Here is a 16,759-nt window from a genome sequence, read left to right on the forward strand (position 1 = left end):
TCATGGCCTCGTCTGCGCGGACGAAACCCATAGCTATGTTCGGAAAATGCAGGGTCAAACACCGGTGTCAATACTTGCGTTATTGCTTGTTGAATGAATCGGTCTGTCACGGTTGGTATGCCTAATAGCCGAACTCCCCCGTTCGGTTTCGGGATTTCGACCCGACGGACTGGACTTGGCTCATAGGTTCCCTCTTTCAAGCGGTGACGGATTTCTTGCCAGTTTTGCAGGATGTGGGCTCGTAACTCTTTTACGGCCATTCCGTCTACGCCGTGGCTTCCTTTGTTCTCCTCCACACGTTTCAGTGCAGTTAGCAAGTTTTCCCGTGACAACAGCAACTCCATCATTCGTGACATACTCCTCGCGTGAATTGTTCTTCTGTTCATGCCGCTGTAAGCTCAGCCCTTCTGGATACCCTTGCGTATTCACCGCTACTTCCCCAGATAGGTCTCCGAGAATAAAAACAGGAGATTGTCTGCCTTCATTGCTTACATTCGAAATCCAAGTTGTTCAATTCCTATAACATGTTCAGTCCTTCCGACCGTTGACGTCACAACCGTCGTACTATGACCTCTGCTGACTTCTGTATGTTCAGTCTGCCTTCACAGGCAGATTTACAGAGTTACTCTGCGTTCATACAGATCTCCCCAGGTAAGAGCGCTATCTTCCTCTCCATCTATCTGCTTCATTTACTTTCGCATGCCTTCGGCAGTAAGGACTTTGGTTTGTTTGGCAACCTCATCCAACATGCGCTAGCCTTATATGAAGTTCGTGTTCCTCAGACCGGAGATTTGCCGCCGACTTCCTTCAGATTCGACCTCACGGTCGACACCCTTGTCTTAAGCTACGGCTACTACTGCCTTCACCGTTCGGGACTTGAACCCTAGAGATAGCGCCCATGCTGGGCGCACCAAAAAACCCCCTGTCGCTTGACAGGGGGCGAACGAAACCAGATGCGCTCACGAAGCGGTAACCTGTGCACGCCTCCGCAAAATTTCGCCGCTCAATCCATTGGACTGAGTTTGGTTGCTGAAGCCGAACGTTTCTGCACGATCATTGTAATGAGGAATACGGACAATGTCAATCCTTTTGGAGCCGATCCGAGAGCTTTCTTCCATCCCCTTCTGCTATAATGAGGCTTTGCTAGGCGAATAGAAACGGCTATGCCGGCCAACCGCCGTGTTGAACCGGAACGACGAAGGACACAATCAGAGCCGCTCCGATCAGCGTGCAGACTGCATTGCATTCATGCCATTATATGGTTTCTTGGGCTTCACCTACAACGCCGACCTGCTGGAGCGATTGAATATTCCCGTCCCGTCCACATTCGACGAGCTGATGACGGCCGCCGACAAGATCGTGAAGGAGACGAAAGGCGAGACGGTGCCTTTCCACTTCTCCGGCATCGACGATTGGACGATCGACCAGTACTTCGATCTGATGGCGACCCCGCTCCTCATCAGCCCGGAGCAGAATGAAAAGGAGGCGCTCCTGAACGGAACCTTCGACTGGACGAAATGGACGCCGCTCCCGAAAAAATTCCGGGAGATGCACAAGAAGGGCTATATCAATAAAGACGTCATTACGGGGAAATACAGCGATGCATCCCGCCAGTTCGCGGAAGGCAAAGTCGCCTTCGTCATGGTCAATCCGAGCTTTGCCGAAGAAGTGCGCAAAATGAACCAAGAGATGAAGATCGGCTATATGCCTGTGCCTGCGCTGGTTGCCGGCGACGAACCGAGCTTCTCGGGCGGCGAGCGCTTTACGATGGGCGTATGGAAAGACACAAAGAATATGGAAGAAGCGAAAAAATTGCTTGCCTTCTTCGCCAAGCCGGAGAACATGAGCAAAATCGCGAATGTCACCATGCTTCCTCCGGGCCTCAAGGGCGTTGATGCGAAGCACGAATTCTCGCCTTATTATGAGCAGTACAAGGATGTACGCGTATTCCCTTACTTCGACCGCGTTTACTTGCCGAGCGGAATGTGGGACGTCTTGTGCAAGCAGGGCACGGAGCTTCTGGCCGATCGCATCACGCCGGAGCAATATTCCGAAGTGATGAAGCAGGAAGTAGAGCGATTGCGCAACAGATAGATAGACGACTCGCGCAGCAGAAGAGGGCCTTGTTCATTCGAGCAAGCCCTCTCTCTATGAGAGGTCAGGAGTGAGAACACGATGAATACGAACAGAAAACGGTCGTCCGGCAGCGTGCTGAATCTCTTTTATATTCCCGCCTTGGCGCTGTTTGCCGCCTTTGTCTTTTATCCTTTTATGAAGGGAATTCAGATATCGTTTACGAACTGGGACGGCTACTCCCAAGATTTCCGCTGGATTGGCTTTGAGAACTATCGCCGCATGTTCTCCGATCCGCAGATTGTCAACGTGATGAAAAACACGATCATTTACGGCGTCGGCAGCACGGTGCTGCAAAATATACTCGGCCTGCTGTACGCTTTATATTTGAACCGCTCGATACGGGCCAAAGGGCTCATCCGGACCATCGTTTATTTACCGGTCATTATCAGCCCGCTAATCATGGGCTACATTTGGTATTTTGTGTTCCAATATGACGGAGGCGCCTTGAACGATATTATTTTATGGTTCCGGGACGAGCCGATCAATTTATTAGCGAATGCGGATATTAACGTATGGATTATTACCTTTGTCAATACGTTCCAATACATGGGGATTGCCATGGTCATCTATTTAGCCGGCCTGCAGTCGATCTCGAAGGAGTACTACGAAGCGGCGCAGATCGACGGCGCCTCCTCGCTCAAGCAGTTCCGCAACATTACGCTGCCGCTGCTTGCACCGTCGATCACGATCAACGTCGTGCTCAATCTCATCGGCGGGCTGAAGCTGTTCGATGTCATTATCGCCATGACGAACGGCGGACCGGGCTATGCATCCTCCTCGCTTTCCACCTTGATGTATCACCTGTATTTCTCCAGACAAGATGCGGGATATGCGGCTTCGCTCGGCAACCTGATGTTCGTCATCATCTCCGTCATCAGCATGTCTGCGCTGTACTTCCTGCGAAGAAAGGAGATGCAGCAATAATGAAATCATATAAAAAATGGCTGATCGCCATTGGTTCGATCATTGTCATTGCGCTCCATACCATTCCGTTTTATATTTTATTGACCAGTTCCTTCAAGGCGGCCGACGATCTGTCTTCCAAATGGGCCTTTCCGGGGTATGTCTATCTCGACAACTTCGTGAACGCCTGGAATGAAGCGAATCTTGGGAGAGCGTTCATCAATAATATCCTGATCACCGGCATCGCTGTCGTGCTCGTCGTCGCGATCGGCTCGCTGGCCGCCTATCCGCTGGCCCGGCATCAGACGAAGTGGAACAAGTTCATGTACATGCTGTTCATCTCGGTGCTTATCGTGCCGCCGCTGGCCATTTTGGTCCCCTTGTACCGCTTCTATGTCGATATTCATGCCTTGAATACGTACTGGGGAATTATTTTGATTCACGTGACATTCAACCTGCCGATCACGATCTTTTTATTTACCGGGTTCATTGGCACCATCCCGAAGGATCTGGATGAGGCGGGCATGATCGACGGCTCCAGCCGGGTCGGGCTGTTTTTCCGGCTGATCATGCCGCTGCTGAAGCCGGTTACAGCCACCGTCATTATTTTGGCGGGCGTCGCGATTTGGAATGACTATCAGTTCTCGGTCTTTTTTCTGGAAAAAACAGAAGTGCGAACCATCACCGTGTCGTTGGCGAAATTTTTCGGACAATACAATAGCAATATCGGTTGGGTCGCCGCCGGATCGCTGATGGGAGCGCTGCCGATTACATTGGTCTACTTGGCGCTGCAGAAGCAGTTCATACACGGCCTGTCTTCAGGCGCCGTCAAAGGATAAACAGAGTTACCGGTTCGCATCCGCACCGCAATTGGGGAGGGCATCATGATTTCGCAGAAATTGCATTCGCTTCGGTCGAAGCTGCTTGTGCTGTATTTCATCATCCTGATGATTCCGATGCTTGTCATCGTGTATGTGATGCCCTCCTATTTCTATAACGTCATTACCGAGCGAACCTCGAAGCAGACAGAGACCATTTTGGAGTCGCTGTCGAAAAATATGGAAACCTATCTCGATGATCTGGTGCGGCTGACCATTACCCCCTACTTGAGCGACGAAGTGATGAACGCCTTGAAATTAAAAGCGAGCTCCCGCTATAGCACCGTGGACGATTATACGAAGCTGCTGTCGGAGCGCGCGCTGCGCAGCGGCTTGCCGAACTTGATGCGCAATCTGCGCAGCGACATTCTTGGCATCGTGCTGCTGCCGTTGGACGGTTCGACCTATATGCTCCCCTCCTCGCAAGGAGGACAGATTACCGAAAATTATTCCTTCCGGAATCAACCCTGGTACCAAAAGGCGGTCGAAGCCGACGGCAAGACCGTCTTCATTAGTCCGCATCCGCGCTATTACGTGACGAACCCGGCCGTATCGCATGCGTTCTCCGTCGCCCGGCTGATCCAGGATCCGGATTCGCGGCAGCCGTTGGCCGTGCTGATGGCGGACGCGGATCTGTCCATTATCAATCATCTGGTCAAGGATATCGAATTCGACGTGTCTTCGATTGTCAGCATCTATGACCAGGACAATCAATTGATCTTCTCCAATCATCCGCTGTCGGAGAAGATCCAGCTTCAAGCGGTGCAGCCGGGCGACATGGTCGAGGGCGAGCGCGACTCCTATGTCAAGATCGCCAAGCAGATGAGCAGCTCGGGTTGGAGCATCGTCGTGCTGCTGTCCAAGACGGAATTAATGAACAACATCCGCTGGTTCTATATCGTCGGCGGCTTGTTCGCCATTGCCGGAATCGCGGCAACGTTCCTGCTGTTCAAGCTGCTGTCTCGCTGGATTATCAACCCGTACCACAAGCTGCTCGCCGCGATGAACCGCTTCCGGCGCGGAGACTGGCAGTCGCGCATCGAGGTGAGGAACGGGACGGGCGAAATCCATGAGCTGTCGCTCGCCTATAACACGATGGCTGATCAAATCAGCGACATGGTCAAGCGCGAATATATCGCCAAGCTGCAATTGAAGGAAGCGGAATATCGCGCGCTCCAGTCGCAGATTCAGCCGCATTTTCTCTACAATACGTTAAATGGATTTATCGGCCTCAACCGGATGAACAAGCGGGATGTGCTGGAAGAAGCCATCGTATCGCTCAGCCGGATGCTGCGGTATACGCTGGAGGACCGGCCCAAAAGCACGCTTCGGGAGGAGTTCGATTTTTTGCAGCGCTATTGCGAGCTGCAGAAGTTGCGCTTCGGGAACAAGTTCACGTTCCGCATCGAACATGACGAGGCCGTCGGAGATGCCATGATTCCGAAGCTGCTGCTGCAGCCGCTCGTTGAGAACGCCATCATTCATGGCATCGAGCCGCTCAGGCGCCCGGCCTTCCTGCAAGTGCAGGCCATGGAGGTATCGGTCGATGGGGAGCCATGGCTCTCGATTGCGATGAAGGATACCGGGAAGGGCTTCGATGAAGCGGCCGTCCGGCCGAATGCGGTCGGGCTGGCCAATACGAAGGAACGATTGCGCCTCCTCTATCCGTCGGCAGCCTTTGCCGTTCATAGCGCGGTGGACGAGGGCACGAGCATTACGATTCAAATCCGCAAGGAAGAAGTGAGTCCATGAAAATTCTCATTGCCGATGATGAATATTTGGTACGCATGACGCTGGTGAGCATGATTCAGGAGATGCCGCACCCGTTCGATATATGCGGGGAAGCGGAGAGCGGAGAGGATCTGCTTGAACTGCTGCCGGACTGCAGGCCCGACATCGTGCTGCTCGATTTGAGAATGCCGGAAATGGGCGGAATGGAAGCGATGCGCCTCGGGAAACCTCTTTCTCCATTGACGCAGTGGATTATTTTGACCGGATTCTCGGACTTCGACAGCGCCCGGGAATCGGTCAAGCTGGGAGCGGCCGATTATTTGCTGAAGCCGTCCAGCGCCAAGGAATTGGAACAGGCGCTGCTGCGGGTCGCCGGGATCGTCCGGGAGCAGCGCAGCCTGCTGTATAAGCAGTTCGAGAGCAACTTGAACGCGGCCTTCTCGGTCTGGGTCGATCCTCACTTGTCATGCCACGATCCGTTTATCGAGCAGGCGCAGTATATGGGCATCTCGTTCGCGATCGACAGCGGCCTGAAGGAACAGGAGAAAGCATTCCATCAGCAGTACTTTTCCCGGCTGCGCCTGAAGATGGAAGCGCTCGTGTCTGAATCCTTCTATCCGGCGCTGTTCCTGCTCCCCCATGGCCATATGGCTCTTATCGGCGCCTGGCTGCCGGAGCGGGAGCAGGAAGGAAGCCGCGCGATGCGCAGGCTGCTGCGCGATCTGGAGAATGAGGCGCAGACGCCAAGCGGCGCGCAGGCTGCCGTCACCGTGACGCTGTTCTCTACGGGAATATGCGCCTCGCTCCAGGAGCTGCGGCACGAGTTGAACGAATGTGCCCGCTTCGCTCCCTTGCGCGTCACAAGAGGGATAGGCAGGCACTGGAGCAAGGAACTGCTGATCGGATCGCAGGCCGGGAATCTGGCAGAAGTCAGCCGGCTGTGGCTCGATCTGAGCGCGGCCTATAAGGGCCGTCACTACTTGTCCTATATGAAGACCGCCGATCGGCTGTGGCAGTTGTTCCAGGCGGAGTGCTTGTCCGCCTGCTCCCCCTCCGCCGCGCATTCGATTGAGGCGTATGCATCCGTCACGATGAACCTGCGGATTGACATATGCAGCGAGAACTGGATAGAGGCGCTTCACGAGGCCGGAGACAGCTTGCTGCAGCACCAGGCTTCCAAGGATTGCGGCTCCACGATGATTGAACAGGTCATCGCCTATCTGGAGCAGCATTATGCGAGCGAGATTACGTTGACGGAGCTGGCGCGGGATTTTCATGTCACGCCCAACTATTTGAGCACGTTATTCCATCAGACAACGGGGACGACGTTCGTGAAATATGTGATGCGGCTGCGGATGATGCGGGCAAAGGAACTGCTTGCCGACCCGTCGCTGCAGGTGCAGCAGGTTGCCGAGCAGGTCGGCTATTTCAGCACAAGACATTTTACGAAGTGCTTTTTCGAATTCGAGGGATGCTCTCCCTCCGAATATAAGAAAAAACGGAAACGGCAAAATATGCCGTAGCCGCTATTTACGTCACGGGAGGAATCACGTTGAAGATTGACTATAACGAGGCGGAGCAGCTCTTTCACCTGCAGACGCCGAAGACAAGCTATATCATGCAGGTGGTGAAGGGCGGCTATCTCGCCCATATCTATTGGGGGCGCAAGCTGAGAGGAATTCATGCCCTGGAGCGAATCCCTTATGTGGAGCGGTGCTCGTTCCATCCGAATCCGGATCCGCGAGACCGCTCGTTCTCGCCCGATACGCTTCCTCAAGAGCTGCCGGGGTATGGATGCGGCGATTTCCGGCATCCCGCCTATGAAGCGCGGCAGGCCCATGGGGGAACGGCGTCCGAGCTGATGTACCGCCGCCACGCGATTGTCAGCGGGAAGCCCGCTCTGGAAGGGCTGCCCGCGACCTATGCCGAAGCCGATGAAGAAGCGATGACGCTGGAGAACGAGCTGGAGGATGCGGTCACGGGCCTGCAGGCGATACTGCGGTATACCGTATTCGCGGAGCATGACGCCATTGCGCGTTCCGTCTGCTACCGGAATGCCGGCAGCCGGGCCATAAGGCTCCAGCGGGCGCTTACCATGAGCGTCGATTTCCCGCATGCGGAATTCGACCTGCTCCGCCTGCCGGGCGCCTGGGCGCGCGAGCGCCATATCGAGCGGCACCCGCTGGCGGCCGGCACGCAATCGGTCGAGAGCCGCCGCGGCTCAAGCAGCCATCAGCACAATCCGTTCATTGCGCTGCTGTCGCGGGGAGCGGATGAAGAGCAAGGCGAAGTGTACGGCTTCAGCCTCGTCTACAGCGGAAGCTTCCTGGCCCAGGCGGAAGTCGATCAATTCCGTTCGACGCGCGTCTCAATGGGGTTGAATCCGTTCGACTTCGAATGGCTGCTGGAGCCGGGCGAATCATTCCAGACGCCGGAAGCGGTCATGGTCTATTCAGCCGCCGGGCTGGGCGGGATGTCCCGAACCTATCACCGGCTGTACCGCGCCCATCCGGATTGGTGCCTGCATGTCCCGGAGCGGAGACGGACGCAGGCCCGCTCGCAGCTTGTTCTGGATTTCTCCCGGGAGGACGTGTGCCGGGCGGTTGCGGACATGCTCACCGGTATTTTGTCGAGCGCCCCGATCGCCTATGTCAAATGGGATATGAACCGCAACATGACGGAGATCGGTCGGCCGCCCTGCCGCCCGAGCGGCAGCGGGAGACGGCGCACCGCTACATGCTGGGCGTGTACCGCGTCATGGAGCAGGTGACCTCCGCCTTCCCGGAGGTGCTGTTCGAGAGCTGCTCCGGCGGCGGCGGCCGCTTCGACCCGGGGATGCTCTTCTACATGCCGCAGACATGGACAAGCGACAACACCGATGCCGTCGAGCGCCTGAAGATTCAATATGGCACCAGTCTCGTCTACCCGGTCAGCGTCATGGGGGCGCATGTGTCGGCCGTCCCCAATCATCAGATCGGGCGCGTCACGAGCCTGGAGATGAGAGGACATGTGGCGATGTCGGGAAATCTTGGCTATGAGCTCGACCTGACGACATTCACGGAGGCGGAGAAGAACGATGTCAAGGAGCAGGTGGCATTCTATAAATCGGTGCGCGCTCTCGTGCAGCATGGGGACATGTACCGCCTCTCCAGTCCGTTCACCAGCGCCGTGACGGCATGGATGTTCGTCTCCGCGGATCGCAAGGAGGCGCTGCTCGGCCATTTCCGCGTGCTCGCCGTGCCGAACCCGGCGATCGGCCGCATCAAGCTGCGAGGTTTGTGCCCGGATACCATGTACCGCCTGGAACAGACCGGCCGCATTTATGGCGGCGATGAACTCATGTATGCAGGGATTCATATGCCGCAGATGGAGCATGATTTCTGCAGCATCCTTTACCGTTTTACCGCTGTACAAGTGATAGACCGCCGTCTTTGCCCTTCCACGGCAAAGGCGGCGGTTCCATTTGGCGCTCCTTTCGTTTGGGCCGCTTCTTTCCGTTTGTCCAGCCTATCCAAGTAGTTCCTTCCAACCTGTCTTGTCTTTTATGGTAAAATACAGAGAGACTAAACGAACAGAACAGGAGTAAGCCCATGTTAGCCATCATCTATGACCTGGAAATGACCGTAAAGCGGAAAAAAGGGGAATTCGCGGAGATTATCGAGATCGGCGCGGTAAAAGTAGCGGAGCAGGACGGCAAGGCCGCCATCGTCGACACATTCCAGGCCTTCGTCAAGCCGACGCTCTCCCCCAAGCTGTCCCAGGATACGGTCAATTTCACGGGCATCCGCCAGGAAGACGTCAACGCTTCTCCCGTCCTGCAGGATGTGCTGGATCAATTCGTCGCCTGGATTGATACGGAGGATTACGCGCTCTGCTCCTGGGGACCGGACGACAAAGCCCAATTCCTGAAGGAATGCCGCATGAAGCGCATCCCGCTCCACTGGCTGCGCAACCACAACAATTTGCAGAAGCCGGTGTCCCATGTCATGAACCGGGGGAGCCACCAGCAGGTCGGACTGAAGACCGCGCTTGACACGCTGCAGGTTCCGTTCGTCGGCACGCAGCACCGGGCGCTCGATGACGCATACAATACGGCGCTCATCTACATCCATATGATCGATCATATCCAGCTTCAGCGAAATGAAGTCCAGGAGCATCCAAACTATGAGAGCGCCGTCGTCTATCGGGACGAGCCGGAAGACGATGCGGATGCGAATCCGTTCGCGGCGCTCGCCCGGCTGCAGCTGCCGAAGGAGTGAGCCGGGGCAAAGCGCGGGACAGCGGGCGGCTGAACCAACCGGATCGTTCCGTCCCAGCCCTGGCTATCTGCTCCTTGTACGCCGCTTGTCGCTGATCCAGGCGAACGGAATACCCAGCAGGAGCAGCCAGCAGGAGATGACGAAGGTGCGGCTGAAGGCACGGGTGGCCGCTGCCCGATAATCATCCTCCACCTGTCCCAGCAGCCGCTTCACTTCCTGCACCTGGCCGTCCAGATGCTTCGCGAAGACCTCCCGCTGCTCCGGCGGAAGCTCGGCGGCGGCATGGGCCCCCCGCTCCCTAATCCCGGCAAGCGCCGTCTCGGCGGACAGCTTCGGCGATGCCAGGCTCACGGCCGGAGCGGGAGCGGCCAGCTTCTCCGACAACTGCTCCTTGAGCGCGTCATCGAGCACCTTGTTCGCTCGCAGCGTGTCTGCCGCGAGCATGCGCGCCTCCTCCAGTTCCTGCGTCATATTGGACTGCAACATCGTGACGATAAGAGCGACGCCGAGCGCACTGCCCAGCGCCTTGGTCATATTGACGACCCCGGACGATATGCCGACCTTCTCCTCCGGCACATTGCGAACAGAGGAGGCCATGACCGGCACGATCGTCATGCCCATCCCGAATCCCGCCAGCGCCAGCCGGGCCACGACGTCCATGACGGTCGAGCGGGGCTCCAGACTGCCAAGCCAATAGGCGGCTGCGCCCATCATCGCAAGCCCCGCCACCGCGAACAAACGGCTGCCGAAGCGATTGGACAGCGGTCCGACGACTGCGGAGGAGAGCATCGAGCCCAAGGCGACGACCGACAGCAAGAGGCCGGCCCGCAGCTCGGACATCTCCATCATTCGCGTCAGGAAGAAGGACGTCAAGAAGAAAATCACCATCAACCCGGCGCCGACGACAAGCATCGTAATCGCCGCCCCGTTGAACGCTCTGATCTTGAGCATGCTAAGCGGCAGCATCGGTTCCTTCCCCTTCCACTCCGCGATGAAAAAAAGCGCCAGCAATAGCCCTCCCCCGCCGAGCAACAGCATAATCTGCAGAGAATCCCAACCGTATTCATTCGCTTGAATCAGACCGTACGTCAGACAGAACATCGCGGCGGTAATGGCCAGCGTCCCGGCATAGTCGATGCGCCGGCCTGAAGTCGGATCATACGACTCCTGTATGAAGACGAGCGTCAACAGCATACAGATGATGCCCAGCGGCACATTGACATAGAAAATCCACTGCCAATTCAGCTTCTCCGTCAGAACTCCGCCAAGCGCCGGGCCGCTGGCCGCAGCCAGGCCCGAGATCGCTCCCCAGATGCCGATGATCGTTCCATGCATCTCCTTCGGGAACAGATTCGTCGCCATCGGCACCGTCACCGGCACGATAATGGCTCCCGCCAAGCCTTGAACGACCCGCATCGCAATCAGCGTTCCCGCGTTCGGCGCAAGGCCGGCGAACAGCGAGGCCAGCGTGAACAGCAGCACCCCCGCCAGAAATATCTTCTTCCTTCCGAACTGGTCCGCCAAACGGGCCGCCGTCATTATAAAGACGGCGAACGCAAGGTTATACCCGTTTACCACCCACGAAATTTGCCCGACCGACCCGCCGAAATGCCGCGTCATCTCCGGCAGCGCCACATTGACGATAGTCGTGTCTAGCAAGGCGATAAAAAACCCGAGAATAATTGCGGTAAAAGAAACTGTTCTTCGCAGCGCAAGGTTCATACGCCTTCCACTCCTTTGCCTTATAAATATGAACTATAGTTCACTTTTTTGAATTATATGAACTTTAGTTCATGTTTGTCAACTATAAATTTGAACTAGAGTTCATATTTCATTGACAGAGCGAAACAGTTCCTCTACAATCAACTACAATCGTTACCATTAAGGGAGGGAGCGGCTTCGTGAGCAAGGGGAAGCAGACAACCCGCACACCGAGCCAAGATCGGAGCATACGAACGAGAGAAGCGATTTTGCAGGCATCGATGCGCCTCTTCTCCGAGAGAGGCTTTCATCAGACGAATACGAAGCAGATTGCCGCGGCGGCCGGCGTCTCGACCGGAAGCTTTTACGCTTACTTTTCCGACAAACGGGAAGTGTTCGTGGAGGCGCTGAAGCGGTATAATCAACATTTTATGGACACGTTCAATGCCTCATTGGAGGAAGTTGATTTGCAGAACAGCGGTGTGCGGCCGGGGATTGCCCATGTCGTGGACAGCCTGATTCGGAGCCACGATGTCTATACCGAATTCCACAATGAACTGGAAGTCATGTATCAATCCGATGCGGAGATTAAGCAGTTGATGGATGAGCAATACGAGATAGGCCGGAGGATTACATTGGAGTATTTGAACCTGACACGGGACCAGCTGCGCGTCACGGACATCGAAGCTGCGTCGTTTGTCGTATTCGAGACGCTGGATAGGCTCGTGGACACGATCGTGTTCTCCGCGCTGCCCGTCTCATCCGAGCGAATCAAGGCGGAGACCATCGATATGATTGCCGCTTATTTGCTCGGCGTGAAGGAGTAGGGCGCCTGTCCCCGATTCACCGTTCTCCGGGAACAAGCAAGAACCGCCCGGCATCTGCCGGACGGTTCCCCGCCTGCGGGACGAATGTCCCTTATATATCAGCTATCTTAAGCGTTATTGAACTCGTCCGGATTCGGACCGACGCGCTTGTCCTGGTTCAACCCGTTGATATCGGCCATTTCTTCTTCCGTGAGCTCGAAGTCGAATACATCGAAGTTTTCCCGGATGCGGGATGGCGTGACCGATTTCGGAATGACGATGTTGCCCTTCTGCAAATGCCAGCGAATCACCGTCTGCGCAGGCGTCTTCCCATGCCGGCCCGCAATGGCCCCAATCGTCTCGTTCGTCAAAATATCGCCGCCCTGCATCAGCGGGCTCCAAGCCTCCAGCACAATCTCGTTGCGCTTGCAGAATTCACGCAGCTCGTTCTGAGCCAGGCGCGGATGGCATTCCACTTGGTTGACGGCCGGCTTCACGCTGCACTCCTGCAAAATTCGCTCCAGATGCGGGATATGGAAGTTCGATACGCCTATCGCCCGCACGCGGCCGTCAGCGTACAATTTTTCCAATGCTTTGTATGTATCGACATACTTATCGTTCGCAGGCACCGGCCAATGGATCAGATACAGGTCGACATAATCGGTACCCAGCTTTTGCAGACTGGTCTCGAACGCCCGCAGCGTCTCGTCGTAGCCTTGATCGGAATTCCATACTTTGGTCGTCAGGAAAATATCTTCGCGCTTCACGCCGGACTCGCGCATTCCCTCGCCTACGCCTGCTTCATTCTGATAGATCGCTGCCGTATCAATGAGGCGGTATCCAATCTCCAGCGCCGTCTTGACCGATTCTTTGACTTGCTGCCCTTCTTCTACGCGCCATACCCCCAGGCCAAGCTGCGGCATGCGCACACCATTATTCAAAGTAACGATCACATTCATAACCTCCTCATAAGTAAAAAAGTGATTCCATACAGATACTGCGCGATGGCGCCCCTCTATCTAGTATAGCCCCATTCCGCGCCCCAAATCAAACCCTGTCCTATATTACCCGATCGGCGCCGCATCCAATCTGTCCGCCTTGCCGCCTGCCGGGACAAGCCCGCGCCAGAAGAATAGCCGCATCCATCGGAAGCGGCCTGGACTCACGATTACGCCTCGTCCTGCAGGCGCGGCGTCACGCCTGGATATTGATAGTTCAACGGCTCATCGAAGGTCGCATAATCAAAATTGACCATCAGCATAACGATGCGCTGCCCTGTATTCGGATCGCTGATGATAATATGATCGCGACCCGCTGCCTCCAGGACACCGCGGAACACCTTCGCGTTCCATTGGGAGTTGTTCTCGTAGGTCATGTAGAAGGTGCCGATTTTGCCCAGGTTGAGCCGGAAAATGTTCTCGATGTAGGACTGCTCAAACAGTTGCGGCGGCGTGGCCATGACAGTTCCGCTCGGCATCATTGGGCTGCCGCTTGGCACCGACGGCGGAACGGCAGCGCCCTGAACCTGCTGCGGCACCATGTAACCGGACGTCGTCGGGGCGCCCATATATGGGGTCGGTGTCGGGGCTCCCATGTACGGGGATATACATTTCGACCCGCCCCAAGGTTGCGGCTGATACGCCGGCGGATTGGAGTATCCATACGTGGAATAGCTGTAACTCATCTTGCACTCTCTCCTTCTTAGCCTTTGCGGCTTTTTTATTTGTTGTGTCACAAGCGATGGTCATGCTTCATAACCACAGTAGGATGGAGACTTACCGGTACACATCCGGACAATCGTCGCCAGACGGGGAAAAGAAGCAATGGGCCTTAAACCGCCCGGAATTCGGCTGATTATACCAGGTTGCCGGACATTCTCCCACCGGACGGAAGAACCACAGCGCGTAAGTAGCGGGCCAGGTACGCTCCCCATTGATGGCACGTCTGGCCAGACGGATTTCGGATTCACGCGGCCTTTGATAGAAATAGCTTTTCTGTGTCGACTCAAAGCCCCCTGGACTCTGAAAGACCATATCCCTCATATTCCGCACGTCTACAAAATCAAGACAGTCCACTAAAATTCGATTCACTCCAACATTCCCAACCATCAGCATGCCGAGTTCTCCTTCGCCTTCCGCTTCGGCCCGCAGCAGTTGAGCCAGCAGCCTCACGTCTTCGGAGTTTGCTTTGATGACCGCCATCTTCGTCCGCTCCCCTCCTTTCTTTCGATATCCTCATCATATGTGCAGGCGCCTATTTGGTGACAACGGACAAGGGCGGCGAAGCAGAATCGAGTAGGCCCATACGTAATCGCATGGGCCTCTCACAGATCCGGACATGCGGGTCATCGCATCCGGCTCCTCCAGCGCTATCCCCTTTGGGGATGCAGTTCATTGTAAAGCATAACAAGAGAACACAGACCTATCTCGTGGAACCACTCATTCGGCATCACATATTGAATATGGAAGCTGCGGGAATTTCTCCACGCTGTCATTCTTAGCTGCGGGAGCTCCCCTTCGAAGTTTCTCCGACGCAATTCTCGGTGCAGTTTGCGGATTTTCTTCCAGCTTCTCATCTGTACGGCTCGCAGTCTTCTGCGTATCCAGCCGTCCATCTGCTTGAAGAACTTTACGCCCTGTCCTCGTCCGAAGTAATTTCCCCACCCTCGCAAGTACGGGTTCAACTTCTTCTTTATCAGTTTCTGGACGTTCACTGTCTGGTTTCGGCGCGTTAGCTCCTTCACCCGTTCCTTGAACTTCTTTTTGGCCTTCTCCGAGGGATACATCCGGTTTTGCCGTAGTTCGTATCCCAGAAACAGTAATGCCTCTGTCCGGTTATCCACAATCTTCGTCTTCTCCGGATGCACCTTCAGCCCAAGTTCTTGTTCCAGAAAGCGGGCAACCGACTTCCTTACCCGTTCTGCTCCTTTCTGCGACTTGCAGCAGATGACGAAATCATCCGCATATCTTGTTATCCGGTGACCTCTCTCCGTCATCAGCTTGTCGAGCGGATGCAGGTATATGTTCGCCAGCAGCGGACTTATTACTCCTCCTTGCGGGGTGCCTTGCTCGTTTAGATAAAAACTTCCGTTCTCCAGGACTCCTGCCCTCAAAAAGCGTCGAATCAACTCCAATACGCTGCCATCCACCACTTCCTCACGTACCGCATCAATTAATTTCTCATGCGGGATCGTGTCAAAGTAGCCCTTCAGGTCAGCGTCTATCACATACACATATCCATCCATCAAGTCTTTGCGAATTTTCTCCAGCGCCATATGTGCGCTTCTTCCCGGGCGGAAGCCGAAGCTGCAGTCCAGAAACAGCTCCTCAAAAATCGGCTCCAGTATTCGCCTTGCTGCTGCTTGTGCCACTCGGTCTCCTACCGTCGGGATGCCCAGGGGCCGCTCTGTCCCGTCCGCCTTCGGTATGTACACTCGCTTCACCGGCTTCGGACGGTACGTTTTGGTTCGCAGTGCGTGGTGAAGGGCTTGTACATTGCCCTCCAACTCAGACTCGTATGCCTTAATGGTCACTCCGTCTACGCCTGCGCCTCCCCTGTTGCGTTTCACCTCTAGATAGGCTTCTTTCAGATTTGTCTCCGCCCATATCTTGTCGATAAGGCTGTACCATCTGCGTTTCTTGCCATTCTTTACTCCCTCACGGAAATCCCTGACGCTTGGCGTCTTATCGTCCATGCCCCGATTCCTTCCCCTCAAGACCCGGTTTGTTAGCCTGTACGGCAATAGGCCGGGTTACTGGATGGTACTTCGCCCCAGACGGTCTACCCGTATGTTCGACCTCGGTTCTATGCTCTTCATGGCTCCCCGACTGCTGTCTGGCACATGGCGAGTTTCTTTTTTTCAGTACTTCCCTTACGCTGGTTTCGGGCTTCGCGTCAAGTCCCTTCCTTTTGGGTTAGGGCTTGCACCGGCGACTATGCGCCGATTCACTTGCCATTGCGGCTTTTCCGACAAGTTTGTTCACTACTATCCCTACGTCTGACTACTCACCATTCGTAGCCTCACCTTGACCGTTGCGGCCTTGTGTGCGGGTTACCGTGTTTTTTTCGGAAACGATGAGTTCTCCTTGGGTCACGTCATCGACTTTCCCTCGAATCCAGTCCTCCTAACTTTCGAAGCCTCCGGTGGTATGGGACATCCCCTTCTTTTGCAGGGTCATCCGGCTTCGACAGCCAACATGGTTCATGCCGCCTGTTCCGAGGTTTGCCTTCCAATCCTCCGCACTCTGCCTCGCGGCCAGAGCACTATTGGTTCAGCTATGCGCTTCCGCCACCTCGCGGTGCGCTCGGGACTCTCACCCGTTAGTACGATGCGCTGCCAAGCGCA

Annotated in this window: 12 protein-coding genes and 2 pseudogenes; 8 read left to right on the plus strand and 6 right to left on the minus strand. The window is 55.6% G+C overall.

Features of this window, described 5'->3' with window-relative positions:
• A pseudogene (locus ABD76_RS24780) lies at positions 1-347 on the minus strand (group II intron reverse transcriptase/maturase); the annotation flags it as partial.
• 901 nt (positions 348-1,248) lie between these two features.
• Between ABD76_RS24780 and ABD76_RS24785 the strand changes: the two are divergent.
• The 7 genes and pseudogenes from ABD76_RS24785 to ABD76_RS24815 all read left to right on the plus strand — a co-directional run bounded on the left by ABD76_RS24785 (position 1,249) and on the right by ABD76_RS24815 (position 9,907).
• Positions 1,249-2,094, plus strand: a complete 846-nt coding sequence (locus ABD76_RS24785) for an ABC transporter substrate-binding protein (RefSeq protein ID WP_242069799.1) — start codon at positions 1,249-1,251, stop codon at positions 2,092-2,094.
• A gap of 81 nt (positions 2,095-2,175) precedes the next feature.
• Positions 2,176-3,060: a carbohydrate ABC transporter permease gene (locus tag ABD76_RS24790; RefSeq protein ID WP_197259665.1), complete on the plus strand. Its 885-nt coding sequence runs from the start codon at positions 2,176-2,178 to the stop codon at positions 3,058-3,060.
• Entirely contained in the window at positions 3,060-3,878 is an 819-nt protein-coding gene (locus ABD76_RS24795; protein ID WP_197259666.1) for a carbohydrate ABC transporter permease, read from the plus strand. Before ABD76_RS24790 ends, ABD76_RS24795 begins: the two co-directional genes overlap by 1 nt.
• 45 nt (positions 3,879-3,923) lie before the next feature.
• Positions 3,924-5,669 carry a sensor histidine kinase gene (locus tag ABD76_RS24800; protein ID WP_197259667.1) on the plus strand — a complete coding sequence of 582 codons (1,746 nt, stop codon included), beginning with the start codon at positions 3,924-3,926 and terminating at the stop codon, positions 5,667-5,669.
• Complete coding sequence (locus ABD76_RS24805) at positions 5,666-7,171, plus strand: response regulator transcription factor (RefSeq protein ID WP_197259668.1); 1,506 nt, start codon at positions 5,666-5,668, stop codon at positions 7,169-7,171. Before ABD76_RS24800 ends, ABD76_RS24805 begins: the two co-directional genes overlap by 4 nt.
• Positions 7,172-7,200: 29 nt before the next feature.
• Positions 7,201-9,059, plus strand: a pseudogene (locus tag ABD76_RS24810) (alpha-galactosidase); the annotation flags it as partial.
• A 179-nt stretch (positions 9,060-9,238) separates the two neighbouring features.
• A complete protein-coding gene (locus ABD76_RS24815) occupies positions 9,239-9,907 on the plus strand; it encodes a 3'-5' exonuclease (protein WP_197259669.1) in 669 nt (222 codons plus the stop codon).
• Positions 9,908-9,970: 63 nt separating this feature from the next.
• On the opposite strand, the gene ABD76_RS24820 is transcribed toward ABD76_RS24815, so the two are convergent.
• A complete protein-coding gene (locus tag ABD76_RS24820) occupies positions 9,971-11,629 on the minus strand; it encodes an MFS transporter (RefSeq protein WP_197259670.1) in 1,659 nt (552 codons plus the stop codon).
• A 179-nt stretch (positions 11,630-11,808) separates the two neighbouring features.
• On the opposite strand from ABD76_RS24820, the gene ABD76_RS24825 reads away from it, so the two are divergent.
• Entirely contained in the window at positions 11,809-12,435 is a 627-nt protein-coding gene (locus tag ABD76_RS24825; protein ID WP_197259671.1) for a TetR family transcriptional regulator, read from the plus strand.
• Between the two features lie 107 nt (positions 12,436-12,542).
• Here ABD76_RS24825 and ABD76_RS24830 read toward each other — a convergent pair whose 3' ends face one another.
• The 4 genes from ABD76_RS24830 to ltrA all read right to left on the minus strand — a co-directional run bounded on the left by ABD76_RS24830 (position 12,543) and on the right by ltrA (position 16,108).
• The gene (locus tag ABD76_RS24830) at positions 12,543-13,367 is read right to left on the minus strand and encodes an aldo/keto reductase (protein ID WP_420901969.1); all 825 of its coding nucleotides are present in this window, start codon (positions 13,365-13,367) and stop codon (positions 12,543-12,545) included.
• A 215-nt stretch (positions 13,368-13,582) separates the two neighbouring features.
• The gene (gene gerQ, locus ABD76_RS24835) at positions 13,583-14,098 is read right to left on the minus strand and encodes a spore coat protein GerQ (protein WP_197259673.1); all 516 of its coding nucleotides are present in this window, start codon (positions 14,096-14,098) and stop codon (positions 13,583-13,585) included.
• Positions 14,099-14,189: 91 nt separating this feature from the next.
• Complete coding sequence (locus ABD76_RS24840; RefSeq protein ID WP_197259674.1) at positions 14,190-14,615, minus strand: cell wall hydrolase; 426 nt, start codon at positions 14,613-14,615, stop codon at positions 14,190-14,192.
• A 167-nt stretch (positions 14,616-14,782) separates the two neighbouring features.
• Positions 14,783-16,108, minus strand: coding sequence for a group II intron reverse transcriptase/maturase (ltrA, locus tag ABD76_RS24845; RefSeq protein ID WP_197259675.1), 1,326 nt, complete (start codon positions 16,106-16,108; stop codon positions 14,783-14,785).
• Positions 16,109-16,759 lie beyond the last annotated feature (651 nt).

Source organism: Paenibacillus dendritiformis (assembly GCF_015845845.1).
Taxonomy (GTDB): Bacteria; Bacillota; Bacilli; order Paenibacillales; family Paenibacillaceae; genus Paenibacillus_B; species Paenibacillus_B dendritiformis_C.